Genomic DNA, 25,834 nt, shown 5'->3' with positions numbered 1-25,834 from the left:
ACGGTCATCCGGCGCGCACCGATGCGCCGCGGACGCGATCGAGCGTCAGCAGGAAGATATCCCGCAGCGCGCGGATGGCTTCCATCCGGTTGATCTTCGACTGGCCCGCAATGCGGTCCTCGAAAACGATCGGCACCTCAACGAGCCGGCAGCCGACCCGCGCACAGCGGTAGAGCATTTCTTCCTGGAACGCATAGCCGCGCGAACGGAACTTGCTGAAGTCGATCTCGCGCAGCTTACTGATCCGGTAGCAGCGGAAGGCCCCGCTGCAGTCCCGGCTCTTCAGGCCCAGCAGCCAGCGCGAGTAGATGTTGATCCCGCGGCTCATGAAATGCCGCAGAAAGGGCCAGCCGGTGATTCCGCCGCCGGGGATATAGCGGGAGCCGATCGCGACATCAGCCTCGTTCATGGCTGCATACAGGGCCGGCAGATACCGCGGATGATGGCTGAAGTCGGCGTCCATGTTCAGCACGAAGTCGTAGCTCCGCTCCATGGCGGCCTGAAATCCGGCCAGCGTCGCCGCCCCCAGACCCTCTTTGCCACCCCGCCACAGGAGGTGCACCTGCGGGTCGGTTTCGCCGAGCTGCCGGACGACGTCGGAAGTGCCGTCAGGCGAATTGTCGTCAACCACCAGCAGATCCGCCTGCGGCAACGCCGCTCGAATCTCGGGGATCAGCCGGGAAATGTTCTCGCGTTCGTTGTAGGTGCAGAGCGTAATCACACAGCGAACAGACTCGGTCGACATTCCAGCCCTTCGACGGCAGTTGAAGTCGCTGCATCGCCAGTCAGACGGCGACCCGACGAACGCGTCGATTTTCGTCCGAAGCCTGCTGGGGACACAATCCCGAACTCGTCACCCAACACGACTTCACGGCCCGAAGACGCGGAATATTCGGGTTATGGCGTTCAACGCGGCAATGGCGGCAGTCGATCGACGCCGGCCGGCCGCGGATTTGCGGGAACCCGAGGAATCTCCGCCGGGGCCGGCGCCGGGGGCAGTTCCGCCTCGGGAACGATTCCCGGCAGGGGAGGGGGCTCCAGCCCCGGTCGGGCCGGCGGCGCGATCTCAATCACCTTCGGTCCGAGACCGGCTGCGGGAGCAGGGGCTGCGGGGAGCGCCGGCCCCGCCGCCGCGGGCGCTGGATTCACAAACGCCAGAAAATAGTCCCCCCCGCCCGCCAGGCGGTAACCGGCCTCCAGAATTTCGGCGGCCCGCGGGTCGTCGTTGAGATGCAGCATGACACCCAGCACCCACAGGCGATCGGGGTTGCGAATATCCTCATCGACCCAGCTCGTCAGCCGCGAAATCAGCGACAATCGAACGAGATCACTGTCCGGCCCCAGCAGTTCGGACAGCCGGGGCGCTGTCTGCGCGATCTGGCGGTCGACAAAGACTGCCCGTCGAAACTCCCGACTCGCCAGTTCCAGTTGATTCTGAGCCGCCAGCGCCACGCCGAGGCGAATGTGGTTGTCCGCCTGATCGTCCGCGGTTTCGACCGCCCGCCGATAACGCTCCGCCGCCAGCCCCCATTGCTGCTGACGCAGGCGCTCATCGCCCAGCAACCGCGCCTGCAGGCTCCGACGACGTCCTTCGGCGGTCGATGGCATGGCCGGCCGCTGGGTGGAATCGGGCCGCGGGTCTACTTGGGGCAACGGCTGCTGCCAGCGCTGCAGATTCTCTCGCCAGGCATCCGCCAGCAGCGGGTTCTCTGCGGCTGGAAGCCCCGCCAGTCCCGGATCGACTGTCGTCGGCACGTAGAGGCTGCCGGGATAACCGCCGGCAATGTAGGTGTATGAGTTCGCCCCGTAGCCCGGCACGCCGAACGCGACTGGACCGGCGGGGCCGTACCAGAAGTTGCTCGGCCCGGCCCCGAACCAGTAACCGCCGCTCAAGCCGAAACTGGAACCATAGTAGGAACCGTACGGCGCGTAAGGGGCATAGAGTCCCGGACCGTAGACCGGGTAGGCCCCACCGATAACGAACGACTGAGCGGGGCTGGCCGGGCCGTAGCCGCCGTAGTTCGGGCTGCCATAGTTTCGCTGGTAGCGATAGGCGCTCTCGCCGCCGCCGTAGGGATGTGGTCGGGTCGAACGCTGTGCCAGTGCGACGTCCGGCAGACTCGACAGCACCAGACAAAAGATCCCGAAGGCGCCAACTGGTCGCATGACTCGACTCCCGGCCCGGGGGGCTGTAGAACACCCCTGCATTGTCCGGCTCCCGTTCGTCCGTTTCAAGGAGCGGCTGCCGGCCGGGCGGCGAATCTCAGGATTCGACGACTTCGATTTTGTGTCGACGTCACGGAGCGGGAGCCATTGAGGCCAATGGGATGCCAGCTATCCCAGGCAACTCGCAATTCGCTCCGCCAGCTCGTCGACGGTCAGATCGCGGACGCGAAAGACCTTGCGGCTGTTCGTGGGCCCCGAGGCCAGGGAGATCTGGCTCCGTTTCAGTGCGAGGTCGTCCGCGAGCACTGCGATGATTGCGTCGTTGGCCTTTCCCTTTTCCGGCGCCTGCGTCACGGCGACTTTCAGCCGGCCGGCGTGTACGCCGACGATCCCGTTGCGCCTCGCTCCGGGCTGTGCATGCACCGGCAGCAGTACGCCGTCGCGATCGGCGGTCAGTTCGACGCCGCACATTTCAGCCTCACTCCCGCAGTTCAAGAGGCGTCCTGCAGTTCGTCGTTCGCCGTTGCGAGCGAACCGCGTCTCCCCCCCAGAAAGTGCGGCCGCCGGACGGTCGATTCATTCTGCATCAGCGGCAGCGCATGGTCGCGCCACAGCCGTTCGCTGAACTGCAGGTCCGGCAGCAGGCAGGGATGCTTGTACTGCTCGACGCTGCCACCCAGCCGGTTCTGCCGGCTGCGCGCGAACGTGTGCCAGGTCCCCGGCGGCAGCAACTGGCCGTCGAGAGGTTCCAGGCGGGCCGTTTTCCGCTTTTCGTGGTACTCGCAGTTCAACCGCTGCAGCTCCGTGTCGACGTCCCGCAGAATCGACTGCCACACCGCATCGTCCGGCATGTGGACCGACTCCAGATGCATTCGATACCGCGGCGGATCGCCCCAGACCGGCGAGACGGTAAAGTGGCCCAAGTCCACCTGCCGTCGCTGAGTAATCGTTTTCACGGCGGAGACAACCTGCGATTCGGAGAGTTTTTCGCCCGTGATGTTGGCGATATGCGCCCCCTTGTGCAGGAATTCCAGCAGGGGCGTCGTTTCGTGGTATCCGCTGCAGCGGACGACATCGCGGATATCGTACCGGTACAACCCCGAGACCGTGGTCAGCAGGATAAAGTAGTTCCGCCCCGCCTCCAGTTCGTGCGCTTCCAGAACCAGCGGATCCGGTTTCCCGTGTTCTTCCTCGGGGATGAACTCGAAGTAATGCGAGCCGATGTCCAGGATTCCGGCCGACGTTTCGTCCTGCAGCGGAATCGTCATGCGCCCTTCGCTGGCCGACAGTCCGTGGTCACGAACGGGGATATTGCCATACAGCGGGCGCATCGTTTCCAGATAGGCCCCGACGCTGCCGCCGGTCCAGACGCCGGCCAGCGTCAGTTCGGGCCAGATGTCGCGCGGATACAAATGCCCGGTCTGTTCGACGGCTCGTTCCAGTTCCTTCGCACGGACGCGGTCGCGGCGCGTCAGTCGCCGCCGGAGCCCCGGCGGTATCGCCTCCCCCAGATCGAAACGGCGATCCAGCGTCCCGTCGGCGATGTCGCGGATCAGCGTCTGTCGCTCCCGATCTGCCAGCCGGGCGATCTGAATGAGCGTGCTGGGATTGGCGGTCATCACCAGCCCGACATGACGGTTCATCGCCGCAATCCGCAGCGTCGCGTACTGTTTGGCCTCGGGCTCGGTGAGTTTCGTGATCTCCTGCGGGGCGGCGTACATCAGCCGCACGACGGGGCTCTGCATGGCGCCGACCAGCCCGCTGATGTTGCCGCAGGGGGTGCCGGCGGGAGTCCGGAACTGATCGTAGTCGCTTGCCAGTTGCAGGATGTCCTGCTGATGCAGTTTCCGGTGCGCGTCCATCGCGCAGATGCCCCACGACTGCCAGCCGTGGCGATAGGACTTCAGGAACTGATCCGTAATCGGGATGTACTTGCTTTCGGCCGTCGTCCCGCTGCTGAGCGTGAACATCAGCAGCCGGTTCTGCGGTCCCAGCAGAGCCGAGAATTCGCCGGTCTTCAGTCGCTCCACGTACGGCCGGACCGTTTCGAAGTCGCCAACCGGAATCCGGCGACGGAACTCGGCGGCCGTCAGCGAGCCGGTCAGTCCCCGTTCGCGGGAGAAGTCGCTGGCGGCGTTCAGCGTCAAAATCTGTGCCAGCGTCGCGGCCTGGGTCTCCCGGCAGCGACGCGTGCTGGCCAGAAACGCCTGCAGGTGGCGGCGGGTCCGATAACGGGGCAATGCCCCGCCGATTCCGCGGAGAGCTCGCAGCATGAGGTACCGTCCCTGGCCCAGGTTGTGCGCGTTGCGCCTCCCCGACGCCAGCGCAAACCACGAAGGATCCTTCCTTCGCCACGGTCTGCAGCGGCCGTTGCATGGCAGTGCGAATCCGCCCGTCCGCGGACCCGCACCAATGCAACAAAGCCCTGGCGGCAGGGAAACAGTTGGTTTCCGGACCACCAAGGCTTTGAGCGAATCAGCAGCAGAGGACGAACCGTCGGCTGCCGTGTGCGACGAGTCGTCCGCCTACTTCTTCTTGGCGGCCTTCTTCTTATCGTCCTTACCGCCCGGTTCTGCGGTCTTTTTCTTTTTCTTCTTGCCGACGACAAGCTTCACGATCCGCAATTTGGGCAGCCCGAACGGACCGGTTCCCTCGACCCACTTCTCATCGGTCTTCATCTGGGCGATCCGCTCGTGTCGCTGCAACACGTTGCGGGTACGGGCCAGACGCCCCTTCCGCTTCAGGCTCTTGTCGATCGTCACGTCAACTGCTCCCGCAATCCAAGGGCCGGTAAATCGAGGCGGCGTGCCCCGCGCCCGGCGCGTCAATTTGTCAAGATTCTGCGGCTGATCGCCCAGCCGGATATTCCAAATGCGGCAGGAAGTGTGTTCGCAAGTTCACAGATCCCGCAAAAACACCCGTCGCGGACGAATCCGCGACGGAACCCCAGATGCTAGATTCCCCCCGCGTCGTTTGCAAGACAACGGGCCGACATTCACTCAGCAACCGCGGCGCGGCGGATCGCACCCGTCGAAATTCGCCGAAAGCGAGCCTTAACACGTTCCCCCGAAAAGGCTTGTGGCGACACTGGCGTCTCAGACATCTTGCGGGTTCGGGTTCAGGCATGGGCCGGCAGGGGAACCGGACGTAGAATGCCCGCAGAGCGATTTCTCCCCAGCATCCTCCGCACAATCCCGCTGCGGTGCAGCGGACATGAAACAGGACCCGGCATGTCTGCGGACTCCGACGTTTTTCCCGAACGACCCGAAACTCGCCCGATCCCGATCACCGAGTGGGCTGCGGACAGCGAAGCCCGAGTTCCGCAAGTGCGGATTGCCCCCCACTTCTACGGCCTGTCGCTGGGATTGTTCGCCGCCACCTGCCTGACGACCTTCTTCGTGGGCGCCACCCTGTTTGGTCGAGATCCGAAGACGGACTTCGGCGGCTGGTTTCAGGCCGGACTCGAGTATTCAGCCGGAGTCATGACCATCCTGCTCTGCCACGAGCTCGGGCATTACCTTCAGTCGTTGCGCTATCGCATCCCCGCTCTTCCCCCGCTGTTTATTCCGATGCCGCTGATCCCCTTCGGGACAATGGGCGCCGTGATCGTCCAGCAGGCGGGAATCGGCAATCGGCGGCAGATCTTCGACGTCGCCATCTCCGGCCCCCTGGCGGGGCTCGTCGCAACGATTCCAATTCTCTACCTCGGGCTTTCGCAGGCCAAGTATATCGTCATCGAGCAATTCCAGGGGGTGGGAACGATGACCCTGGGCGACCCGCTCCTGTTGACCTGGATGGCGGAATGGATCCTTGGCCCGAAGCCGGAAGGGTTCGACGTGCAGCTCAATCCGCTGCTGCATGCCGGCTGGTTGGGGGTTTTCATCACCGCGCTGAATCTGTTCCCGATCGGTCAGCTCGACGGCGGACACATCCTCTACACGTTGATCGGTCGCCGGGCGCATGGAGTCGCACAGGCGATCGTCTTCGGAGCCGGAGGGTGGATCCTTTTCACGGGCAATTACTCCTATCTGCCGATGCTGGTGCTGATCTCGCTGTTCGGGATCCGACACCGCGCGACGGCCGATGACTCCGTCAGCATCGGCTGGTTCCGCGCCGTTCTGGGTTGGGCGACCCTCTCGTTCCTGATCATCGGATTTACGCCGAATCCCATCACGATGACCGGGCCGGACGAGGCCCCCGCCCAATCGGCGCCCGAGGCGGAACCCTTTCCCCGTCGGCCCCTGCGGCACGACGAAATCGAAGTCTGACCGCCTGCCAATGCAGCGAGGCCGGGGCGTCGCCAGTTGACGCCCCGGCCTCGTTCCTGAACTGTCGCAGAGCCTGGCGCTGCCAGCGGCCCGCCACGCGAATCGCGGGTTGCCGGTCGCACGCCCTGGCAGCCAGCCCCGGTTTCGCGGAAAACCAGGACTCACCGCCCGTCTCTGCGGCCGATTTTTTCCTGCAGGAGCAGCAGGAATCCGATCGGCATCCGCATCGCAGACCGTGTTCTCCCCCTGTGGAAAACACAGCCGGTCTCACCCACCAGCGGGAGACAGCATCCTCGGCGGTGCGCTGAGTGATTTCTGTCCCCGGAAACCACCCGTCCGCCGAACGTCGCAGGTCTCATCGCCGGCATACTCGTCCGGAAAAACTCGACGCGTCGCGCCACGGCGTCAGTGCGGCGGCGGTTGAGGCAGATGGGCCGGACCGGCCTCCGCCTGCTGCACAAAGTTTCGCCAGCGTCGCGTCATCGTTGACCTCCCGTCAGTGAGGTGGTGACCGGCCTTGTCTGCGAGAACAGCCGCTCTGGCATGACTGCAGGAATTCGTTTCGCTGCAGTGAGTTGCTGTCCCGGACACGCAGCAATTCTGCGCTCTGCCGCGATGCGAGACGGAATGCCGTCGCGCGAGCGACAATTTTCAGCCGTTCTGCAGGCATCGCCGCGGTGCGACAGTTGCGACGCCGAGAGTCTCGCCGAACGGGCTGTTTTACGTGGACGGCATAGGTTGCCGGGGCGGGCGCGGGGCGGCGCTGATTGCCAACGTCGGGTGGCACGCTCCAGAGGCATCGCGATGGGGGTGGACTTTACAAACTTGAAGACACGCCCTTCGAAGACTCAGGGACGTGCCACCCGGAATCGCTTTGTTGTCGAGAGATGTGGCTCGCTACGCCGGCGAAACCCGAAACCGCCACACACCGAGCCCGAAGAATACGGCCGCGAACAGCGCCAGTCCGCCGCAGCATTGCAGCACCCGCAGGCCGTCGACGCTTTCGTGAGCCAGAACCGCGTCGAAGGCCGACAGCGCCCAGGCGTGAGGCGTGGCCAGGCTGAGCGATTTCATCAGCGGGGGGAGCCATTCCCGTGGCAGAAAGCAGCCGCTGATGCCGCCGAGGATCAGCACCAGAGACGTTCCGTAGGCCGAGACCTGCTGGTCGGTCTTCACGACCGTCGCCAGGAGCAGGCCGAGAGACGTCGCCGCCAGCGACGTACTGATGATCGCGGGAATCAGCCAGACCGGCGCCGGCCCCCAGCTCATCCCGAACAGCACCCGGCCGCAGAAAAACAGCAGACCGCACTGCGCCAGCGACACCAGAAAGAACGGGATCGTCTTCCCGAGCAGCAGGTCGACCGTCGACAAGGGAGCCAGCCGCAGCCGGCGCAGCGTCCCCAGGTCCCGTTCCGCAATAAAGCTCCGGGCCATGATGTTGACCAGAAAAAAGACGAACATCACCGTGAACCCCGGCACCAGAATCCGGTAAACAGCTTGCCCCTGAACATCCCCGGACGGATTCACTTCTGGAGCGCCGGCTTCTTCCGTGCTCTTCGTGGTTCCGCTCTCTTCGTCTTCGTCCGGCGACTTCACCCACCGCCGGGCGATGGCGTTCTTGCTGGCCACGGTCGGCAGGATCGACCGCAGCGCCTCGGCGAAGATCAGGCGATCCAGCAACGCAGCGTCCGTGAGCGTCGCCGGCCGGCTGAGAATCTGCAGATCGAGGGCCGGCAGTCCCGCGGCCAGCGGTCCCCGGCGGCTGTTCAGAATGTCGCCGATGTCGAGCGCATCAACGCGCTCCGCAAAGTCGGCGCCGATCACCAGCCCGATCGTCGCCTGCCCCCGCTCAACGGACTGGCGGGCAGCCGGCAGATCCGACGCAGTGGTGACATCGATCGAGCGATTGTGCTCGAGATCCGTCACAAATTGCGCCGCCAGCGGGTCGTCAGTCTGCTTGACGACCATGATCGTCAGCCGGCGCGACTCGTTCGAACGGGTGAGAAACTGCCCGGTCGTCATTCCCAGAATGGCGATGAACGCCAGCGGCAGAAACAGCAGCAGAGCCACTGCCCGCCGGTCCCGGGAGAGCAGCTTCAGATCCTTCCGCGTCAGGTCCCAGGCGCCGCGCATCGTGCAGGTCTCCGTTCCGGATGGCAAAGACTACCGAGTCCCCGTCGGAACCGGTAGGTTGACCCATCGCGCGAACCGGACTCCCCGACGAGTCTCTCTGCCTGTGGAGGATTTCGCTGATGACGATTGCTGCCGTTGAGTTACCGTTGGTCCTCGCCCGCCCCGGCGACCCGTTTCCTGACATCGTCCTGGCAGTCATCGTCGGATCCGCCGTGATGATCGGCCTGACCGCCGTGGCCGTCGTCGGCTGGCGGAACAGCCGCATTCGCCGGCGGCTGGCCTGGCACTTCGGCGGCCCGCGCTACCGGCAGCTTCCCGTCGTCGGTCGTTCGTTCTCGGCGCTCGATCTCCCCAACGTGCGGCGGGCTATCGAAGCCTATGCGCAGCAGTTCGGGGGGACGCTGGAGGTCCTCTCGGTCAACGCCAAGCCGCTGCAAGCGACCGATCTGGCCCCTCAGGCCCCCTCCTACCGGCAGGTGGACATCGACGTCGATGTCCACGAGGACTGCCTCACCAATCCGCTCTACCTGCTCGCCGCCGGCGAGCAGCGCTACGCCATTCTGCTGTCCGGCGTTTACAACTACGGCGTTCCCGCTCCAACGCTCAACGTCATGGCCGCGACGCGAGAACTGGCGGGGGAGTGCCTCGATACGCTCCGCCGGCTGGTCCGGCAGCACAGTATCTATCGCGGCCGGGTGATCTCCATCGAGAGCAAACAGCACAGCGACGACGACTACTCGGATCACTCCGGCTGGGGGCAGGTCCGCTTTCACCGCTTGCCCGCGGTCTCCGGCGAGGCCATCATCCTGCCCCAGGCGACGATGACGATGATTCAGCGGAACACCGTCGGCTTCTTCCGCCACGCGCCGCGCCTCAAGCGGGAAGGGCACTCCGTCAAACGGGGACTGCTGTTCCACGGCCCGCCCGGCACCGGCAAGACCCGGACCGCCTGCTGGCTGACCCATTCGCTGAAAGACGTCACCGTCTTTCTGGTGACCGGCGAACAGCTCTGGAACATTAAGGAATCCTGTTCGCTGGCCCGCTCCCTTTCGCCGGCCATGCTGATCCTGGAAGACGTCGATCTGATCGCTACCCGCCGGGACCAGAGCTTTCAGACCACGGCGCTGCACCAGCTCATGAACGAGATGGACGGCCTCGATTCCGACGCGGAAGTCCTGTTTCTGCTAACGACCAATCAGCCCGACCAGATCGAGCCCGCTCTCGCCAATCGCCCTGGCCGGATCGACCAGGCGATCCACTTCCCCCTGCCCGATCACGACTGCCGGAAGCGGCTGATCGAGCTCTACCGCGGCCGTTCAACCCTGGCGATCGACGACTGGGAGACGGTGCTGCGGAAAACCGACGGCGCCAGCCCGGCGTTTATCAAGGAACTGGTCCGGAAGGCGGCGTTGATTGCGGTGGAACAGATCGAGGATGAGGAAGCTCCCACCATCCTCACCGACCGCCACTTTCTGGACGCCCTGCACGAAATGACGTCAGGAGACGGCGAACTGACGCGACGACTGGCGGGCTTTGCGCCGCGCGAGTAGTCGCAGCGGAAGCCAAGTCTCCAGGTTCCACGAAGATTCAACCACGAATGACACCAATGCGCACGAATAATTGAAGAAGGGAACCACGGAGGGCACGAAAGACACGGAGAAACGGAAACAAGAACGATTTCGTTCGGTCTTTTTCAGTGCCTTCCGTGTCCTCCGCGGTTGCCCTCTTGACTCGTTTTCTTCATTCGCGTCGATTCGTGACATTCGTGGTCCTGCCTTATTCCGGAATCCGGGACTCCCCCCGCGGATCCTCCCTCCGGCGTGACTTTGCGGGGGGCGTGTGTTATCACATTCCCCTTCGGGACGTCGTCTCCGCAAGGGGCGGTGCGCCCGCAGGTTCCGTCTATTTCTCGTGGTAAGGCAGTCGCGGCATTATGGAAGCCGGTATCGTCGGTTTGCCCAACGTGGGCAAAAGCACCTTGTTCAACGCACTCACCAGCTCCAAATCCGCCCAGAGCGCGAATTACCCGTTCTGCACCATCGAGCCGAATGAAGGGGTCGTCAGCGTCCCCGACGACCGGCTCCGGCGGATCAGCCAGATCATCGTCCCCAAAGTGCTGGTTCCCGCCGCGATCAAGCTGGTCGATATCGCCGGCATTGTGAAAGGAGCCAGCGAAGGACAGGGGCTGGGGAACAAGTTTCTCAGCCACATTCGCGAAGTCGACGCCATCCTGCAGGTGGTCCGCTGCTTCGACGATCCCGACGTGATCCACGTTTCCGGATCGGTCAACCCGGTCTCGGACATTGAAGTCATCGAAATCGAGCTGATGCTCGCCGACATGCAGACCCTCGACAATTCTCTCCCGAAAGCCGAACGCTCCGCCCGGACCGGCGACAAGGAAGCCAAGCTCCGCGTCGACGTCATCAAGAAGTGCATGGCGCACCTGCAGACGGACGAACCCCTCCGGAAAATGACCTTCGAGGGAGACGAAGCTAAAATCGTCTCCAGCTTCGGACTGATGACCGCCAAGCCGATTCTCTACGTCGCCAACGTCGACGAAACCGACCTCGAAGGCCAGGGCCCGCTGGTGCAGCAGGTGCGGGAGTTCGCCGCGAAGGTCGGGGCCTCAGTCGTCCCCGTCTGTGCGAAGCTCGAAGCCGAAATCGCCGAGCTCGATGAAACCGACCGGGCCGAAATGCTGGCGTCCGTCGGCCTGAAAGAACCGGCGCTGGCGTCCCTGGCCCGCGAGGCTTACCGGGTGCTGGGCTACCACAGCTACTTTACCGCCGGGGAGAAAGAAGTCCGCGCCTGGACGATTCCGATCGGCGCCACCGCGCCGCAGGCCGCCGGGGTGATCCACACCGACTTCGAACGGGGCTTCATCCGGGCCGAGGTCTACACGCTCGACGACCTGGAAAAGTACCGCAGCGAAAAGGAGATCCGCGCCGCCGGCAAGCTCCGAGTCGAAGGCAAGACTTACGTCATGCAGGACGGGGATATCTGCCACTTCCTGTTCAATGTGTAGAAGAAGTGGCTAGTGGGCAGTGGTTGGTGGCTAGTGAAGACAAGAGAAGAGCCGGGCGGTGATTGCCGCCCGGCTCTCTTTTCTGACTTTCAACTCTCAACTCCACCGCTATTCCCCTCGTTCCCAGGCTCCGCCTGGGAATGCCGTCTTCGGACGCTCCGCGTCCTCCTAGCTGGTGCCTCGTTGGCGGTGGGATGGCAGACGAGGCGGAGCCTCGGGAGAGGGCGTTCCCAGGCGGGAGCCTGGGAACGAGGGACAGACAAGAGCCGGGCGGTGGTTGTCGCCCGGCTCTCTTTCTTTCACTTGGCTCTTGGCACTGAGCCCTTGGCTCTCTCACTCCCACTCGATCGTGCTTGGCGGCTTCGAGCTGACGTCGTAGACCACCCGGTTAACGCCGCGGACTTCGTTGATAATCCGCGTCGACATCCGGCCGATCACGTCGTACGGAATGTGGTACCAGTCGGCGGTCATGAAGTCGTCGGTCTGGACGGCCCGCACGGCGACCACGTCTTCGTAGGTCCGGCCGTCCCCCATCACGCCGACCGACTGCACTGGCAGCAGCACGGCGAAGGCCTGCTGCACGTCCCGGTAGAGCCCGCTCTTACGCAGCTCTTCGAGTACGATCGCATCGGCCTCGCGAAGCGTGTCGAGCCGGCTTTCGCTGACAGCTCCCAGGCATCGCACGGCGAGGCCCGGCCCCGGGAACGGATGCCGCCAGATCAGCTCTTCCGGCAGCCCCAGTTCGAGCCCCATCCGGCGGACTTCGTCCTTGAACAGATCGCGGAGCGGCTCAATCAGCTCGAAGCCCAGTTGCTCGGGCAGCCCCCCCACGTTGTGGTGGGCCTTGATCGTCGCCGCCGGGCCGTCGCCATTGGCCCCGGATTCGATGACGTCCGGGTAGAGCGTCCCCTGCGCCAGGAAATGCGCATTCTCGATCGACTCGGCCTCTTTGCGGAAGACGTCAATGAAGACCCGGCCGATGATTTTCCGTTTCTGCTGCGGTTCGCTCACCCCCGCCAGCTCATCGAGGAACTGCTTGCGGGCGTCGACGACGTGCAGATCGGTGCGGAAATGGTTCTGGAAGCGGTCGCGGACCCGGTCCGACTCCCCTTTGCGGAGCATGCCGTTGTCGACGAAGATACACGAGAGCTGCGTGCCGATGGCCTTGTAGAGAATCGCCGCGGTCACGGATGAATCGACGCCCCCCGACAGGCCGCAGATGACGCGGCGGTTGCCGACGCGCTCGCGGATCGTCTGGACTTCCCGTTCGATCAGCGAGCTGATCTTCCAGGTGCCTCGACAGCCGCAGACGTTCTTGACGAAGTTGGCCAGGAGCTGGCCGCCATGTTCGGAGTGAGTGACTTCCGGGTGGAACTGCAGCCCGTAGATCGGCTTGCGGAGGTGCTTCACGGCTGCATTCGGACAAGTATCGGTGCGGGCCAGCGAAACGAAGTTCGCCGCCAGGTCTTCAACCTGATCCCCGTGACTCATCCAGACCGTCGTCTCGGGAGGGAGTCCGTCGAAGAGCTGCCCGGCTTCCGTGACGCGGCAGACCGTCCGACCGAATTCCCGCGTCGTGCCAGGCAGCACCGAGCCCCCTTCGGCTTCGCAGATGAGGTGCAGGCCGTAGCAGATGCCGAGAATCGGAATTCCGAGTTCGAAGATGGCAGGATCGACCTTCGGCGCCTGCTTGCCGTAAACGCTGGCCGGCCCACCCGACAGGATCAGTCCCTTCGGATTGAGCTCGCGAATTCTGTCGCAGGACAGATCGTGCCGGACGAGCTGGCAGAAGACGTTCTGGTCGCGGACTCGGCGGGCAATGAGCTGGGCCGTCTGGCCGCCAAAGTCCAGGACGAGCACCAGCTCTTCCTGAGTGGGATCGACAAAGCCGCGGTACTGATTGCCGGGGGCGGACGGGTTCGTCACTGTCGTTTTCCAATGACCGGAAACAAAACGGCCGGTCCGCGGGCGACCGGTGGGGGAAACTGCCAGTGTATCCGCGCCGACGCCGACTGCCAAATCTGCCGCTGGCGTCCGATTCGCTGGAAAGCCTGTCCACCGGTAGGAATCGGCTGATTCGTTTCCACCGCCAGACTTCCGGTTCCCGGAGGGCAAGTTCCCTTCCGCTCGATTGGGAATGCGGTGTATAGTCGACTTGGGTGAAGAATCTTCATCGATTCTTCTGAGCGGGTCTCGCGAGTCTCCGTGCGTCAAACCGGCCGTGACGCGCGGAACTGCCAGGTCCGAAGTTTCGTCAACGGCGGTGGTATCTGTCCAGACGACATGAGCATCACAAAACGTACTCCCCGTATGCGACTGAAGTACGCCCCGCAGGCGTACCTGTTTATTTCAGAGGCGCTGCGCGTGGCTCAGGATGAACTGGGGCGGATCGGCTCGGGCGAGTCTGACGATGACTCTGCTCACATCTCCGGTCCCGAATTGCTCGACGGCGTCCGGATTCTCGGTCTCAAGCAGTTCGGCATGATGGCTCCGGTCGTGTTTCGCTCCTGGGGCGTGACCAGCACCGACGACTTCGGACGGATCGTGTTCGAACTCATCGAACGCGGCGACATGCGCAAAACCGAACGCGATCAGCTCGCGGACTTCTGCGGCGTCTATGACTTCGAGGACGCCTTCCAGCGCAACTATCAGCTCGACGTCTCCAAGGCCTTCAAGTCGTGACGGAATCGACGCCGGAGTCGAATCGTCCGGCGAGCAGTGCTCCCGTCTGGCTGCGAGCGATTCTGGCTGTGTGCGTGATCGGCTGGATCGCGTGGCTCGCCGGCCTGGCGGTGGAGACGGCCAACCCCGTAGCGCTCAACCGAGCGCAGATTCTCGCCGCCGATGTCGTGGTCGAAGGACGCTGGCTCGATTTTCCGCGAGGGCGCCTCGGGGTGGATCGCGTCTGGAAACGTCCGATGATTCCGCGCGAGATCACGATTCGAGAACTCCCTTTCCAGGGCGTTCCGCAAGAAGGTCCGGTTCTGCTGCCGTTGACGCGGATCGGCAAGGCCGACTTTCGGTTGACGGGCGGAGTCCTCCCGAATCCGCCGGCCTTTGACGGCCCGGACCTGCGCGAAGGTTCCAAGGTTCGTCCAATCGGCTACCCTGCGACAATCTCTGCCGTTCGCGAGCTGGAACAGATCCTGAATCCGTGATGACGGCTGGCCCTATCGACCCTCGGCGATCTGCTTTCCACCAGATTCTGAGATGGCGTTCGGCCCGACGACTTGCGAAAATAGCGAGGTTGGGCGACTGGCGAGGATGTTGAATTCGTCGGCGTGTTTCATTATCGCCGGTCGCAGTGAATCCAACGCAGTTGCAGGCAGACTGAGGCTTCATGATTCTCAAGCAACGCACCTTCCGCGGAATTCTTGCGATCGGCGCCGCACTGGCGGGGCTGGTCGGTCTGGAGACTTCCGGGGTCCCGCGAGACGTTGCCGCCGCCGGCTGGTGCGTCTCCGCAGCCATCGGCGCCTGGTATGCCGGATCCGCCTGGACGGCGGCCATCGTAACGGTCTTCGCCATCACCAGGGCGGTTGCCGTCGATATCAACGATCCCTGGAACGGTCTGACCGCAACGCTCGGGGCGCTCGTGCTCGCGATCCTGTCCGGGCAGGTTTCCGTGGCTTTGCGGCGCGAACGCGAACTCGCCCGCTGCGACCCGCTGACGCACCTCCCGAATCGGCAGGCACTGGAGGAGCAGCTCGATGCGGAAATCGCCCGCTCGATGCGCTTCCAGCGTCCCTTCACGCTGGTCCTGATCGACTGTGACGGCTTCAAAACCTTGAACGACCACTACGGACATCACGCCGGCGACGAACTGCTACGGCGGCTGGCGGATGCGTTTCGACGTTCGGTCCGGATCTACGACCTCGTCAGCCGCCTGGCGGGAGACGAATTCGTGCTGATTCTCTCCGAGGCCGGACGCTCCGAGGCTGAAATGGTCCTCGAACGGGTCTGGGCCACCATTCGTCTCGAACTGGCGGACGACTTTCCGGGCGTGACGGTCAGCGCAGGAGCGGTGACCTTTCCCCCCGGAGATCACGATCCAGCGAACTGCCTGCAACGCGTCGATTCCGCGATGTACTCCGCCAAGCGTTCGGGCAAGAACCGCACCGTCTTTCGAGAAGCACCGGCGTCGGGCGGCAAGACCAGCGACTTCGGCATGCCGGTGCAGTAGCGGACCATCCTCCGTTCAACTGAGCTGCAGCACGACGAACTTCAGATAGCGGAATTCCGGAAGCGCCAGCGGCCACGGGTGATCCGACGGCTGGCTCCGGACGGTAATCACCCGCCCCTGCCGCCGGGCGTCGGAGACCGCCTCTTCGCACAGACCGATGAAGTGGGCTTCGCTGATGTGGCTGGAACACGAAGCCGCCGCCAGCAGACCGCCGTTCGCAGTCACGCGAATCGCTGCCGAGAACAGCTTCTGGTAGGCCGACGTCGCCCGCGTGACGCTCTCCTGCGACGGCGCAAACGAAGGAGGATCGACTACGACCACATCCCACCGCCGTTTCTCCATTCGCACCTTTTCGAGGTACTCGAACGCATCCGCGGCAACCGCCTCGTGAGCGCCGGCAGGAAGCTCATTCAGCGCCCAGTGGTCCTCGGCGGCTTTGACGGCGGGAGCCGCCAGATCGACCGAGGTGACCTGCGAGGCCCCGCCAACGCCGGCGGCGATCGAAAAGCCACCCGTGTATGAAAACAAGTTCAGAACCGACTGCCCGCGAACCAGCCCCCGCAGAAAATCCCGATTGTCGCGCTGGTCGAGAAAGAAGCCGGTCTTCTGGCCCGCAACGACGTCGGCGGTAAACCGCATTCCATTCTCCAGAAATGGGACGACAGGGCTTCGCATCTCCCCCGCCAGCACGCGCGCGGCCGCCGAGCGTTCCCGCCGCCGACCAACCACGGCGTCGACCCCTGTCTGATCGCGAAGCCACCCCGCCAGTTCCTCCGCATTCCAGAAGCCCTCCGGCCCCGGGCCGTCGAATTTCTGAACGAGGACGCGATCGTAACGGTCGATCGCCAGCCCGGGCAGCCCATCCCCTTCGCCGTGCGCCAATCGATACCCGGTCGTATCGGGGCGAATGAATCGCTCGCGCAAGGCCAGGGCCCGCGTCAGTCGACGTTCGGCCCAGCGATCGTCCAGAGGTTTGCCATCGGTCGAGCAGATTCGCAGCGCCAGCGGGCTCTTCGGATCGTAAAGTCCCCGAGCGATCTCCTGGCCTTTGCGGTGATCGAGCAGTATGGCCGATGTTCCCGCAGGGGCCGGCGGGAGCTGCCGAAGCGCCTCCGCGTAGACCCAGGGATGCCCTCGTTTGATCGTCCGGACCAGATCCCGGCTGAGCCGCAGGGCGACCGGGGCGGTCGCGGGGTGCCGCAGGAGAGACATGGACCTCTTTCGCGAATTGAAGAATCAACGTCGAAATCGACGTACAGGAAACGCGGCGGAACTCAATTCATGTCGATGTCAGTCATGTCCTGCAACTGGTCGAGGTCAACAGCGCCGCGCGGATGCTGTTCCTGCCATTGCTGGAGCCCTTCCCGCAACTGGTCGGGCCTCACGACTCCGGCCGTGCCAATCTGCTTGATCGTCGTCGCCGCCACCAGATTTCCCATCAATGCCGTTTCGACGGTCGTCGCTCCCGCCGCCGAGGCCAGAACCATCCCCGCCGTGGCCGTATCCCCAGCGCCGGTCGGATCAAGCATCCCCTGGAGGCGAATGCCCGGCACCAGCTTACCGGTGGGATCGGAGACCAGAATTCCCTTTTCCCCAAACGTGATAAAGACCGGTGCGCCGGTTTCACTCCGCAGCCGGGGCAACACCGCCTTGAGGTCCGTCAGTCGGACTTCATCGCCGGCGATCGGTCGAAACCGCCCGACCGCCTCGAATTCGTTGGGTTTGACGATGATATTGCGAAAGTGCCGCGTATTCCGGCGGCTGTCCGCCCAGAAGACCACCTTCGGAAAGGCCAGCGCCAGGCGAGAGAGCTCTTCTCGCAGCCGCGGAGTGATGACTCCGGTGTCGGGATGATCGGACTGATCCATAATGATGACCGCATCAACCGCGGGCAGGATTTCAAGCAGATTTCGACTGAGCCGGTCGATCGCTTCTTCGGGAATTGGAATCCGATTGCGGATGTCATACCGGGGATGCCGACCGGTCCAACCGTCGCTGCTCAGATCGAGGGGCCGGATGACTGCAGGCGTGCGGTAGTCCGGGAAGCGCAGCAGGCCCTCCGTCGTACACCGGAGTTTGCGGAGGTTCTGGCAGAGCTCGTAGCCTTCGCCGTCGTCGCCGATCACGCCGAACACGTGCAGATCGCACGCACCCAGCGAGGCCAGGTTGTTCACCACCGTCCCCGCCGCGCTGGGGCTCGTGCGAATGCCGACGACCTGATGGACCACCCGGCCGCTGTTCTCGCTCCGTTCGACCAGCGTCGGATCCAGATGCAGCAGCTTGTCGAGTGAGAAATCGCCGACGACCACCACTCGCAGACGCGAGAAATTCGCAATCAGTTCATCAAGTCGCGGCAATTGCATTCCGACATTCCCCGTTGCATGCTCTACGCCCGCCTCAGACCCAGACGTCGCGCCGCTCTACCAGCCCAGCCAGGCCAGCAGCGACTCCAGGTCGCGGTAGTCGCCAACCACGGCATCGGCGCCCGCCGACAGCAGCCGGGGCACTTTCCAGCCTTCCAGCGCCCCGCTGCGATGGCGTTCGTCGCTGGCGATCCCGACGGCGAGACCGCCGAGCGACTTCAGACTCTCGATTTCGACCGCTCCATCTCCGATCCCCGCCAGCTCTTCGCCCCGGAGTCCGTGCTCGGCCTTCAATCGCTCCATGACCGCGAGCTTCGAAAACGCATGCGGATTCTCGTCCGAAGGACCGTGAATGCGACCCTCAAAGAATTCGTCAATCTGCAGCAGTGCCGACTCCCGACGGACGGCGATCTCCTCCGTCCCGCTCGCCAGAGTCATTGGCACTCCCCGATCGCGGAAAGCTTCCAGCAACTGGCGCGCCCCAGGAACCAGGTAGTCGTCCGGGCGCCCGGCCCCGGAACGAATCGCTTCGCACCGGGTTTCGCTCTGCAGAGTCAGACGGCGAACAAACTCGGCCGTATAAGCTTCCGCCGACTGAGGAACCCCGCCGCGCTGCCGGACCTGGTCGGCCAGAAACATCATCTGGTAAACGGTCGGCCGGCCGTTGTGGTTGAGAATGGCCTCGCGAATCGTCGGCTCCAGCTCGTCCGCCGTTTCGGTCGTGCCGGGTAGCGGCAGGAGCTCGTCGAGCATTTGCGGAATCATGATGTCGGCCCAGCCGGCCCGCAGCAGGCTCAGCGTGCCGTCAAAGTCAAACACGATGCAGCGCGGTCGTCGTTCCGGGGGAGCAGGCCGAATATGGATCGCGGGAGCAGGCAACTGTCGATGCCGCGGCGGGGCCTCGGAATGGCGGGCGGCGAGGGCGGGGTTCATACGGACGCAATCCTGTCCTTGCGGGCGAAACCGCAAGCAGTATAAGACGTTCCGACGGGACTTCCCAGCCTGCTCGATCCTGTGGAACCTGCAATGCCCATCGAGGCGTCGGGCTCTTGCCGATGCCTCCACCCCGGGAAAATTCGCTATCGATTCTCGGGCGTGTCCGGGAACTCAAAGACCGTCAACACCGGTCGATGATCCGAAGCGACCGTCTGGTCGATCACTTGCTGCTCCCGGATTTTCCAGCCGGGAGCGTTCCGGTACAGGATGTAGTCGATCCGGGAGGACGGGTTGACCGCCGGGAACGTGAATCCGCCCTTCTCCGGGCCGCTGTCAGTCCAGGAACCCAGAAGCCGGCGCAGCGTCTTTGAATCTGGCGCCGCGTTCATGTCGCCCGCCAGAATCATCGGCTGCCGCGGCAGCCTGGACATGACCTTTCCCAGCGAATGGGCCTGATCCATGCGAACCCCTTCCAAGGCGTGGTCGAGGTGCGTCGACAGAAACTGAATCTGCGGTCCGATTCCGCCAATTCGAATCCGGGCAACGGCCACACAACGGGCCTCGTGCCCCGCAATCGTCGTCAGCGGATAAGCCTGAAACTCTTCGATCGGCGCCTTCGACAGGATGCAATTGCCGAAGTCCCCCTCGTCGTACGTGATGGCCTTTCCGAAGCCGACGTACATGCCGAGCTGAGTTCCGAGCGCAGCCGCCTGGTCCTCGCGATACGTCCGCCGCGTCCGGACGTCGACCTCCTGCAGCGACACAATGTCCGGTCGAGCCGCCCTCAGCACCTCCGCAATCCGCCCGAGATTCAATTCCTGATCGGTCCCCAGCCCGTGATGAATATTATACGTCACCACTCGCAAGGTCCGGACCGGAGCCTGCGCGGCAAGGTCGCCGATCAAAAACGTCACCAGCGGAGCGGCCAGCAGTAAACGCAACATGAATCGCCCTCTCGCGCCATCCGATCGACGTGAATTCGGCAGGAAACGCCGTCATCAATTTCGCAGAGTCTACGGCAACCCTGCAATCTCCAAACGGCAACGGCCTCGAAATTCCTCCGAAGTCAGACTTGCCGGAAAACGACGCGCAGCCTTGAATAGATTCAGACCCGTCGGCGTTCGGCTCACGAGCAGCCGCGCCGATCACGGCAGGATGCTGGAGCGCCATGCGGATACTCAGCTACAACATTCATAAGGGAATCGGCGGACGCGACCGTCGCTATCGCCTGGAGCGAATCGTCGGTGTCATCCAGCACGAAGCCCCCGACTTCATCTGCCTCCAGGAAGTCGACCGGAACGTCGCTCGCTCGCGGCACCACAACCAGCCCGAACTCCTCGCCGAGCAGTTGAACGCCGTCAACAAACTCTATCAGCTCAACGTCAAGCTGAAAGAAGGGGGGTACGGAAACCTGATGCTCAGCCGCTGGCCGTTCCTCGAACAGCATCAGATTTCGCTGACCCTCCGATCGCGGAAGCCGCGCGGCGGTCAACTGGCGATCGTCGAAACCCCCGAAGGGCCGGTCCGGATCGTCAACTGGCACCTCGGCCTCGCCGAAGTCGAGCGCCACTGGCAGGTCCGACGGTTCCTCGAACACCACCTGTTTCGACAGTCCGCAGCCCTCCCGACGTTGATCATCGGCGACAGCAACGACTGGCGGAACACGCTCGCCAACGGACCGTTCGCCGTCCACGGCTTTCACCACGTCACCGCGCCGGCCTCACGCTTTCGCTCATTCCCGGCGTACCTGCCAATGGGTTCGCTCGACAAAGCCTTCTGCTGCAGGAAGGTCCAGATCGAACATGCCCGTGTCGCGCAGACCAAGCTGACTCGCGACGCGTCGGATCATCTGCCGCTGATCATCGATTTCTCAGTGAAGAAAGCCGAATAGGCCAAGTCTTCGGCGATCGGTTCCAGGACTGCGTCCTGAAGAATTCCAACGCCAACATCCCGTCCTGCCAAAGACTCGGTGCCCCCACCCGTCAGCTCTTCAATTCCACCGGCAACTGATCGATCTTCGCCGCCAGGATGAAATCGTTCTCGGACAAGCCGCCGATCGCGTGCGTCCAGATCTCGATCGCCACGTTCCGGTAACCGACAAGGTGCAGATCGGGGTGATGCCCCTCGCTCTCGGCCACTTCCGTAACGCGGTTGAAGAACGCCATCCCCGCCCGGAAATGCTTGACCGTCCACTCCCGCCGGATCCGCTCGCCATTGTGCACGATCGACCAGCCGGGAACGCTCGCCAGCAATCCGCCCGCCTCCTCCGGCGTCAGCTTCGGAACGCCCCCTTCGCACGGAACGCAACGTTTCGCAGTCAGTTCACACGCCGACATGACAGCCTCCCTTCGACACAACCGACGAATTCTCTTTCCGCATTCCCAGGCTCCGCGTGGAAATGCCGTCTTTGGACGCTCAGCGTCCTTCTGGTTGGCGGTCAGACGGCAGACGAGGTGGAGCCTCGGAAGAAGGCGTTCCCAGGCGGGAGCCTGGGGACGAGGACCAATCTTCCTACCGGAAGTATTCTACCGCGTTGCGGAAGACTTGCATGCCCGCCCCTTCACCCTTCATTCCAAGTCGCGTCCAGTGCGGATGTTGCGTCGCAAACAGAAATCGCTCCGGGTGCGGCATCAGCCCCAGCACCCGCCCCGACGGATCCCCCAGCCCCGCAATGTCCCCGACCGCGCCGTTCGGATTGGCCGCCCAGCGCTCGTTGACCGGATGCGACGCCCCGTCGGTCCCCGCCCACGGAATATACTGCAACGCAACCTGCCCCGAACTCCGCCACTGTTCGATCAACGCCGGATCGGACACCACCAGCCGACCTTCCGCATGCGCGATGGGAACATCAATCTCCGTCATCCCCCGCAGGAACACATTGTTCGCAGCCGCTACCCGCAACCGCACCCAGCGTGCCGTGTACTTGCCGTTGTTGTTCCAGGTCAGCGTGGCCGTCGCCTGCTCGCGCCCCCCCGTGCTCCAGCCTGCCGCGCCCCCCGGCAGCACTCCCGCCTTCAACAACGTCTGAAACCCGTTGCAGATCCCCAGCGCCAGCTTGTCCGCCTGCAGAAATCGCTGGACCGCGTCCCCCAGACGGGTCCGCAGCTCGGATCCAAAAATCACTCCGGCCCCGATATCGTCCCCGTAACTGAACCCCCCCGGAACGCACAGCACCTGAAACTCGTCGAGCAGCGTCGGCTGCTCGAGCAGTCGAAACAGATGCACCCGCTCCGGACGCCCTCCGCAGTTCTCGAAGGCGAACGCAGTCTCGGGGTCGCAGTTGGTGCCGGGAGCACGAAGGACGCAGACGCGGGGGGCGGGCATGAAACCACTCGTCTAAAAAGGACTCAAATCTCTGCGAAATTCACGACTTCGTTCGCTGCAGCAAATCCCGGAATCGACCGTACGCATCGTCCCAGGCAAACGTGTCCTGCGGCTCGTAACGCTTCACGGCGGACGACGCCCGGACCACGCTCCGGATCTCGGCCAGCGAACCGATCTCGCCCGCCGTCCGCGCCTGTACCAGCACGTTACCCAGCGCAGTCGCTTCAATCGGCCCGGTCACAACCGGCCGGCCGCACGCGTTCGCCGTAAACTGATTCAGCAGCTCGTTCTGCGTGCCGCCGCCGACAATGTGGATCACCTCCACCCGCTCGCCCGACAGCTCTTCCAGCCAGTTCAACACCTGCCGGTACTTCAGCGCCAGACTCTCCAGGCAGCACCGGATGATCTGCCCCTCGCTGTCCGGCGCCTCCTGCCCGCTTGCCTGCGCCCAACTGCAGATCGCCGAAGGCATATCCTCCGGCGCCAGAAACTCCCGGGCATCCGGATCGACGAAACACCGGAACGCATGCGCGTCGCGCGCAATCTGCGTCAGCAACCCATAATCGTACGACGCCCCGCCCCGCTCGAACGACCGTCGGCACTGCTGCACCAGCCAGAGCCCCATAATGTTCTTCAGCAGCCGGTATGTCCCGTCGATCCCGCCTTCGTTCGTGACATTCAACTCCAGCGCGCGCTGCGACAGCACCGCGTGCTGCACTTCCAGCCCCATCAGCGACCACGTGCCGCTGCTGATGTATGCCCAGTTGGCCGAACCTGTGTGATCGGTCGGAACCGCCGCAATCGCCGCGCCGGTGTCGTGCGTCGCCGGCGCCACCACGTCGAGCCGCGGCAAACCCGCCCGCCGGGCCACGCTCTCCCGCAATCGCCCCAGCTTCGTTCCCGGCGGAACAACCTCCGGAAACATGTCCGTCGGCAGCTCCAGCCGCCGCAGCATGTCGTACGACCAGTTGCGCTCCACCGGATGAAAACACTGCGAAGTCGTCGCGTTCGTAAACTCGACCACCTTGCTCCCGCACAGCAGCCAGTGGAAGAAGTCGGGCATCATCAGAAACTTGTCGGCGAGCGCCAGCAACGGCCCATTCGTCCGCTGCATCGCCACAAGCTGATACAGCGAATTGATCTCCATGAACTGCAACCCGGTCTGGGCGAAAATCTCCGACCGCGGCGCCCGCGAAAACGCATAATCCAGCATCCCGCTGGTCCGGACGTCGCGATAGTGATACGGCTGCCCCAGGATCTCCCCCGTCTTCGACAGCAGCACATAGTCGACCCCCCAGGTGTCGACCCCCACCGACACGATCGACTGACCGAACCGCGACGCCGCCTTCGCCAGCCCGATCTGGATCTCCGACCACAGCCGGATCACATCCCACCGCAGCGTTTCCGCAACGTGTACCGGCCCGTTCGAAAACCGGTGAATCTCCTCCAGACGGATCGTTTGGCCGTTAAACAGTCCCGCCATGAGCCGGCCGCTCTCGGCGCCGAGATCGATCGCCAGATAGCACGATTCCGCCATAAATCCAGTCTTTCGCCGAAAATGCCGCCCGGATGCCCCTCTCGCCGTACTCCGGATGATACCCCGTCCGCAGGACGGGAAAAAGGAAGGGAAACGGCCGGGCGGACGGCACAATCATTCAGGCCGTCCCGTTGTAACAGACGGCCGCGATCCGTCGACTGAGCAGCGCAGCGTTCCCCGCGGCGATACCAGGCGGATCATGAGCGCGCATCTCAAGCGTCGCGTGCGTCACGCCATCGATGGAAATCCCGAAGGCACGGCGTCACGGAGTGGCGGACATACGAACTCGTGCCGCTTGAGGCCATTTGTCGCAGCCTCCAATGACAGCCGCAGGCCCCTCGTTCGCCATCTCCAGCACGCATTCGGCGGAAAAGCCGAGCTTTTAAGAGATCCTGGAATTCGATCCGCCGGGAGCTTCCCAATCGATTCCGCCTGGAGTCAGCCGGCCCCCCCCGTCCCGCGCGGCAGAGACCGCTAACTCCCGTAAACCGATCTCCCGGACTTCGGCGTTTTGTTCAACCGGTTGTGGCTGTGCAGCGCCTCCACGACAAACTCCGCCACCGCCGCCAGCAGCCCTTCTTCAGTCTCCCCCGTCTGCAACTCCGGAGCCAGTTCCCGAGCCGCCGTCTCGATCTGACCGCGGAATCCCCGGAAGCCGTCGACAGCCTTCAGCACTTCCCCCGGCGTCATCCGGTCATGCAGCTCCAGCGTCCGCCCCCCTTCGAACTGCTCCACGAAGTTCCGGAACTGCTTCGTGGTGAACCGCTGGTCGAAGACGTTCTTGATCGCTTCCTGAATCAGCCGCTCCAGCAGCCGATCCTCCTGTCCCGGCTCCTCGCTCATCAGCAGTTCCAGCTTGCCGCGCGTGCTCGCCGCAAGCTGACTCAAATCGCTCACCCGGCAGACCGCCGTCGCCGCCCCGGCCAGAATCGCCCGACGTTCGGCGCTGGAGACCATGTTTTCGTAGTTCGCCACCGACATCCGCACGCTGACCCCCGAGGCAGGGTTCACGTGGGGACTCGTCCGGGCCAGACGCGACGTTTCTTCGACCACTTCCGCCATGAATCCCGGCACGACGACGTGCGCTCCGTCCCGGTCGCCCCACGCGTTCTGGGCGGTAATCTCCATCCCCAGTTCCCGCGTCAGCGGATAGTGCGTCCGGATCACGCTGCCAATTCGATCCTTCAAGGGCGTCACGATCCGCCCGCGGTTGGTGTAATCCTCCGGATTGGCGCTGAACACCAGGCACAGATCCAGCGGCAGCCGGACCGTGAATCCGCGGATCTGTACGTCCCGTTCTTCCAGCACGTTGAACAGCCCCACCTGAATCTTCGGGCTCAGATCGGGCAGCTCGTTCATGCAGAAGATGCCCCGATGGCTCCGGGGAATCAGACCGAAATGCATCACGTCTTCACTCGCCAGGTGCCGCCCTTCGGCGTGCTTGACCAGATCGACTTCGCCGATCAGATCGGCGATTGTCACATCCGGCGTCGCCAGCTTTTCGTGATACCGCTGGTCGCGGCCGATCCATTCGACGGGAGCGTCGTCTCCCTTCACCGCCACCAGATCGCGGGCGTACCGCGACAGCGGCGCCAGCGGATCGTCCTGAATCTCGGAGCCGACGACAACAGGAATGGCCTCGTCGAGCAGAGTGACCAGCATCCGCAGCATGCGGGTCTTCCCCTGGCCCCGCAGGCCCAGAAACAGCATGTCGTGCTGCGATAGAATTGCGTGCTCGATCTGCGGCAGTACGGTCTCGTCGTACCCCAGAATGCCGGGAAACAGCGTTTCCCCCCGCCGGAGCTTGCCGATCAGATTCCGCCGCAGCTCCTGCTTGACGCTGACAGACTGATAGCCGCTCTGACGCAGTTCACCAAGAGTCCGGGGTCGGTCCGACAT

General features: G+C 63.9%; 22 protein-coding genes. 7 read left to right on the top strand and 15 right to left on the bottom strand.

The window, feature by feature from the left end; genetic code table 11:
- Nucleotides 1–4: 4 nt before the first annotated feature.
- The 5 genes from SH412_RS05035 to SH412_RS05015 all read right to left on the bottom strand — a co-directional run bounded on the left by SH412_RS05035 (nt 5) and on the right by SH412_RS05015 (nt 4,928).
- A complete protein-coding gene (locus SH412_RS05035) occupies nt 5–745 on the bottom strand; it encodes a polyprenol monophosphomannose synthase (protein ID WP_336522421.1) in 741 nt (246 codons plus the stop codon).
- A gap of 161 nt (nt 746–906) precedes the next feature.
- Nucleotides 907–2,166: a tetratricopeptide repeat protein gene (locus SH412_RS05030; protein WP_336522420.1), complete on the bottom strand. Its 1,260-nt coding sequence runs from the start codon at nt 2,164–2,166 to the stop codon at nt 907–909.
- A 168-nt stretch (nt 2,167–2,334) separates the two neighbouring features.
- Nucleotides 2,335–2,637: a DUF167 domain-containing protein gene (locus tag SH412_RS05025; protein ID WP_336522419.1), complete on the bottom strand. Its 303-nt coding sequence runs from the start codon at nt 2,635–2,637 to the stop codon at nt 2,335–2,337.
- 20 nt (nt 2,638–2,657) lie between these two features.
- Entirely contained in the window at nt 2,658–4,439 is a 1,782-nt protein-coding gene (locus SH412_RS05020; protein WP_336522418.1) for a GH3 auxin-responsive promoter family protein, read from the bottom strand.
- 252 nt (nt 4,440–4,691) lie between these two features.
- On the bottom strand, nt 4,692–4,928 hold the full coding sequence (locus tag SH412_RS05015) for a small basic protein (protein WP_336522417.1): 237 nt from the start codon (nt 4,926–4,928) through the stop codon (nt 4,692–4,694).
- A gap of 468 nt (nt 4,929–5,396) precedes the next feature.
- Between SH412_RS05015 and SH412_RS05010 the strand changes: the two genes are divergently transcribed.
- Nucleotides 5,397–6,434 carry a site-2 protease family protein gene (locus tag SH412_RS05010; RefSeq protein WP_336522416.1) on the top strand — a complete coding sequence of 346 codons (1,038 nt, stop codon included), beginning with the start codon at nt 5,397–5,399 and terminating at the stop codon, nt 6,432–6,434.
- Between the two features lie 897 nt (nt 6,435–7,331).
- On the opposite strand, the gene SH412_RS05005 is transcribed toward SH412_RS05010, so the two are convergent.
- Nucleotides 7,332–8,567 (bottom strand): ABC transporter permease, encoded by a 1,236-nt coding sequence (locus SH412_RS05005; protein ID WP_336522415.1) that lies wholly within the window; start codon nt 8,565–8,567, stop codon nt 7,332–7,334.
- Nucleotides 8,568–8,686: 119 nt separating this feature from the next.
- Here SH412_RS05005 and SH412_RS05000 point away from each other — a divergent pair, with 119 nt between their 5' ends.
- Together SH412_RS05000 and ychF are read left to right on the top strand one after the other, a co-directional pair.
- Nucleotides 8,687–10,117 carry an AAA family ATPase gene (locus tag SH412_RS05000; RefSeq protein WP_336522414.1) on the top strand — a complete coding sequence of 477 codons (1,431 nt, stop codon included), beginning with the start codon at nt 8,687–8,689 and terminating at the stop codon, nt 10,115–10,117.
- 383 nt (nt 10,118–10,500) lie between these two features.
- The gene (gene ychF, locus SH412_RS04995; RefSeq protein ID WP_336522413.1) at nt 10,501–11,592 is read left to right on the top strand and encodes a redox-regulated ATPase YchF; all 1,092 of its coding nucleotides are present in this window, start codon (nt 10,501–10,503) and stop codon (nt 11,590–11,592) included.
- A 333-nt stretch (nt 11,593–11,925) separates the two neighbouring features.
- Here the strand turns inward: ychF and guaA are convergent, their stop codons facing one another.
- A complete protein-coding gene (gene guaA, locus SH412_RS04990; RefSeq protein ID WP_336522412.1) occupies nt 11,926–13,518 on the bottom strand; it encodes a glutamine-hydrolyzing GMP synthase in 1,593 nt (530 codons plus the stop codon).
- Nucleotides 13,519–13,902: 384 nt separating this feature from the next.
- Here guaA and SH412_RS04985 point away from each other — a divergent pair, with 384 nt between their 5' ends.
- The 3 genes from SH412_RS04985 to SH412_RS04975 all read left to right on the top strand — a co-directional run bounded on the left by SH412_RS04985 (nt 13,903) and on the right by SH412_RS04975 (nt 15,775).
- Nucleotides 13,903–14,274, top strand: a complete 372-nt coding sequence (locus tag SH412_RS04985) for a Minf_1886 family protein (RefSeq protein ID WP_336522411.1) — start codon at nt 13,903–13,905, stop codon at nt 14,272–14,274.
- Nucleotides 14,271–14,750, top strand: coding sequence for a hypothetical protein (locus SH412_RS04980; protein ID WP_336522410.1), 480 nt, complete (start codon nt 14,271–14,273; stop codon nt 14,748–14,750). Before SH412_RS04985 ends, SH412_RS04980 begins: the two co-directional genes overlap by 4 nt.
- A gap of 182 nt (nt 14,751–14,932) precedes the next feature.
- The gene (locus SH412_RS04975; RefSeq protein WP_336522409.1) at nt 14,933–15,775 is read left to right on the top strand and encodes a GGDEF domain-containing protein; all 843 of its coding nucleotides are present in this window, start codon (nt 14,933–14,935) and stop codon (nt 15,773–15,775) included.
- A 15-nt stretch (nt 15,776–15,790) separates the two neighbouring features.
- Here the strand turns inward: SH412_RS04975 and SH412_RS04970 are convergent, their stop codons facing one another.
- From SH412_RS04970 to SH412_RS04955, 4 genes are all read right to left on the bottom strand, one after another.
- Nucleotides 15,791–16,987: a class I SAM-dependent rRNA methyltransferase gene (locus SH412_RS04970; RefSeq protein WP_336522408.1), complete on the bottom strand. Its 1,197-nt coding sequence runs from the start codon at nt 16,985–16,987 to the stop codon at nt 15,791–15,793.
- Between the two features lie 62 nt (nt 16,988–17,049).
- Nucleotides 17,050–18,138, bottom strand: a complete 1,089-nt coding sequence (locus SH412_RS04965) for a bifunctional heptose 7-phosphate kinase/heptose 1-phosphate adenyltransferase (protein ID WP_336522407.1) — start codon at nt 18,136–18,138, stop codon at nt 17,050–17,052.
- A gap of 57 nt (nt 18,139–18,195) precedes the next feature.
- Entirely contained in the window at nt 18,196–19,071 is an 876-nt protein-coding gene (locus SH412_RS04960) for an HAD family hydrolase (RefSeq protein ID WP_336522406.1), read from the bottom strand.
- Between the two features lie 146 nt (nt 19,072–19,217).
- Nucleotides 19,218–20,018 (bottom strand): endonuclease/exonuclease/phosphatase family protein, encoded by an 801-nt coding sequence (locus tag SH412_RS04955; protein ID WP_336522405.1) that lies wholly within the window; start codon nt 20,016–20,018, stop codon nt 19,218–19,220.
- Between the two features lie 224 nt (nt 20,019–20,242).
- Between SH412_RS04955 and SH412_RS04950 the strand changes: the two genes are divergently transcribed.
- Nucleotides 20,243–20,965 carry an endonuclease/exonuclease/phosphatase family protein gene (locus SH412_RS04950; protein ID WP_336522404.1) on the top strand — a complete coding sequence of 241 codons (723 nt, stop codon included), beginning with the start codon at nt 20,243–20,245 and terminating at the stop codon, nt 20,963–20,965.
- 91 nt (nt 20,966–21,056) lie between these two features.
- On the opposite strand, the gene SH412_RS04945 is transcribed toward SH412_RS04950, so the two are convergent.
- The 4 genes from SH412_RS04945 to SH412_RS04930 form a co-directional block, all read right to left on the bottom strand.
- The gene (locus SH412_RS04945) at nt 21,057–21,410 is read right to left on the bottom strand and encodes a 4a-hydroxytetrahydrobiopterin dehydratase (RefSeq protein ID WP_336522403.1); all 354 of its coding nucleotides are present in this window, start codon (nt 21,408–21,410) and stop codon (nt 21,057–21,059) included.
- A 175-nt stretch (nt 21,411–21,585) separates the two neighbouring features.
- On the bottom strand, nt 21,586–22,398 hold the full coding sequence (locus tag SH412_RS04940; protein ID WP_336522402.1) for a phosphoribosylformylglycinamidine synthase subunit PurQ: 813 nt from the start codon (nt 22,396–22,398) through the stop codon (nt 21,586–21,588).
- A gap of 40 nt (nt 22,399–22,438) precedes the next feature.
- Entirely contained in the window at nt 22,439–23,935 is a 1,497-nt protein-coding gene (locus SH412_RS04935; RefSeq protein WP_336522401.1) for a rhamnulokinase, read from the bottom strand.
- Nucleotides 23,936–24,409: 474 nt separating this feature from the next.
- Nucleotides 24,410–25,834, bottom strand: a complete 1,425-nt coding sequence (locus SH412_RS04930; RefSeq protein WP_336522400.1) for a sigma 54-interacting transcriptional regulator — start codon at nt 25,832–25,834, stop codon at nt 24,410–24,412.

The sequence above is a fragment of the Planctellipticum variicoloris genome, from assembly GCF_030622045.1.
Lineage (GTDB): Bacteria > Planctomycetota > Planctomycetia > Planctomycetales > Planctomycetaceae > Planctellipticum > Planctellipticum variicoloris.
The sequence above is the reverse complement of the archived record's forward strand: the minus strand, read 5'-3'. Positions and strand labels throughout refer to the sequence as shown.

Bases quoted from the DNA above. Each gene is read 5' to 3' on its own strand.
- SH412_RS05035 (WP_336522421.1), bottom strand. From the start codon at position 745: ATGTCGACCGAGTCTGTTCGCTGTGTGATTACGCTCTGCACCTACAAC.
- SH412_RS05030 (WP_336522420.1), bottom strand. From the start codon at position 2,166: ATGCGACCAGTTGGCGCCTTCGGGATCTTTTGTCTGGTGCTGTCGAGT.
- SH412_RS05025 (WP_336522419.1), bottom strand. From the start codon at position 2,637: ATGTGCGGCGTCGAACTGACCGCCGATCGCGACGGCGTACTGCTGCCG.
- SH412_RS05020 (WP_336522418.1), bottom strand. From the start codon at position 4,439: ATGCTGCGAGCTCTCCGCGGAATCGGCGGGGCATTGCCCCGTTATCGG.
- SH412_RS05010 (WP_336522416.1), top strand. From the start codon at position 5,397: ATGTCTGCGGACTCCGACGTTTTTCCCGAACGACCCGAAACTCGCCCG.
- SH412_RS05005 (WP_336522415.1), bottom strand. From the start codon at position 8,567: ATGCGCGGCGCCTGGGACCTGACGCGGAAGGATCTGAAGCTGCTCTCC.
- SH412_RS05000 (WP_336522414.1), top strand. From the start codon at position 8,687: ATGACGATTGCTGCCGTTGAGTTACCGTTGGTCCTCGCCCGCCCCGGC.
- ychF (WP_336522413.1), top strand. From the start codon at position 10,501: ATGGAAGCCGGTATCGTCGGTTTGCCCAACGTGGGCAAAAGCACCTTG.
- SH412_RS04985 (WP_336522411.1), top strand. From the start codon at position 13,903: ATGCGACTGAAGTACGCCCCGCAGGCGTACCTGTTTATTTCAGAGGCG.
- SH412_RS04975 (WP_336522409.1), top strand. From the start codon at position 14,933: ATGATTCTCAAGCAACGCACCTTCCGCGGAATTCTTGCGATCGGCGCC.
- SH412_RS04970 (WP_336522408.1), bottom strand. From the start codon at position 16,987: ATGTCTCTCCTGCGGCACCCCGCGACCGCCCCGGTCGCCCTGCGGCTC.
- SH412_RS04965 (WP_336522407.1), bottom strand. From the start codon at position 18,138: ATGCAATTGCCGCGACTTGATGAACTGATTGCGAATTTCTCGCGTCTG.
- SH412_RS04960 (WP_336522406.1), bottom strand. From the start codon at position 19,071: ATGAACCCCGCCCTCGCCGCCCGCCATTCCGAGGCCCCGCCGCGGCAT.
- SH412_RS04955 (WP_336522405.1), bottom strand. From the start codon at position 20,018: ATGTTGCGTTTACTGCTGGCCGCTCCGCTGGTGACGTTTTTGATCGGC.
- SH412_RS04950 (WP_336522404.1), top strand. From the start codon at position 20,243: ATGCGGATACTCAGCTACAACATTCATAAGGGAATCGGCGGACGCGAC.
- SH412_RS04945 (WP_336522403.1), bottom strand. From the start codon at position 21,410: ATGTCGGCGTGTGAACTGACTGCGAAACGTTGCGTTCCGTGCGAAGGG.
- SH412_RS04940 (WP_336522402.1), bottom strand. From the start codon at position 22,398: ATGCCCGCCCCCCGCGTCTGCGTCCTTCGTGCTCCCGGCACCAACTGC.
- SH412_RS04935 (WP_336522401.1), bottom strand. From the start codon at position 23,935: ATGGCGGAATCGTGCTATCTGGCGATCGATCTCGGCGCCGAGAGCGGC.
- SH412_RS04930 (WP_336522400.1), bottom strand. From the start codon at position 25,834: ATGTCGGACCGACCCCGGACTCTTGGTGAACTGCGTCAGAGCGGCTAT.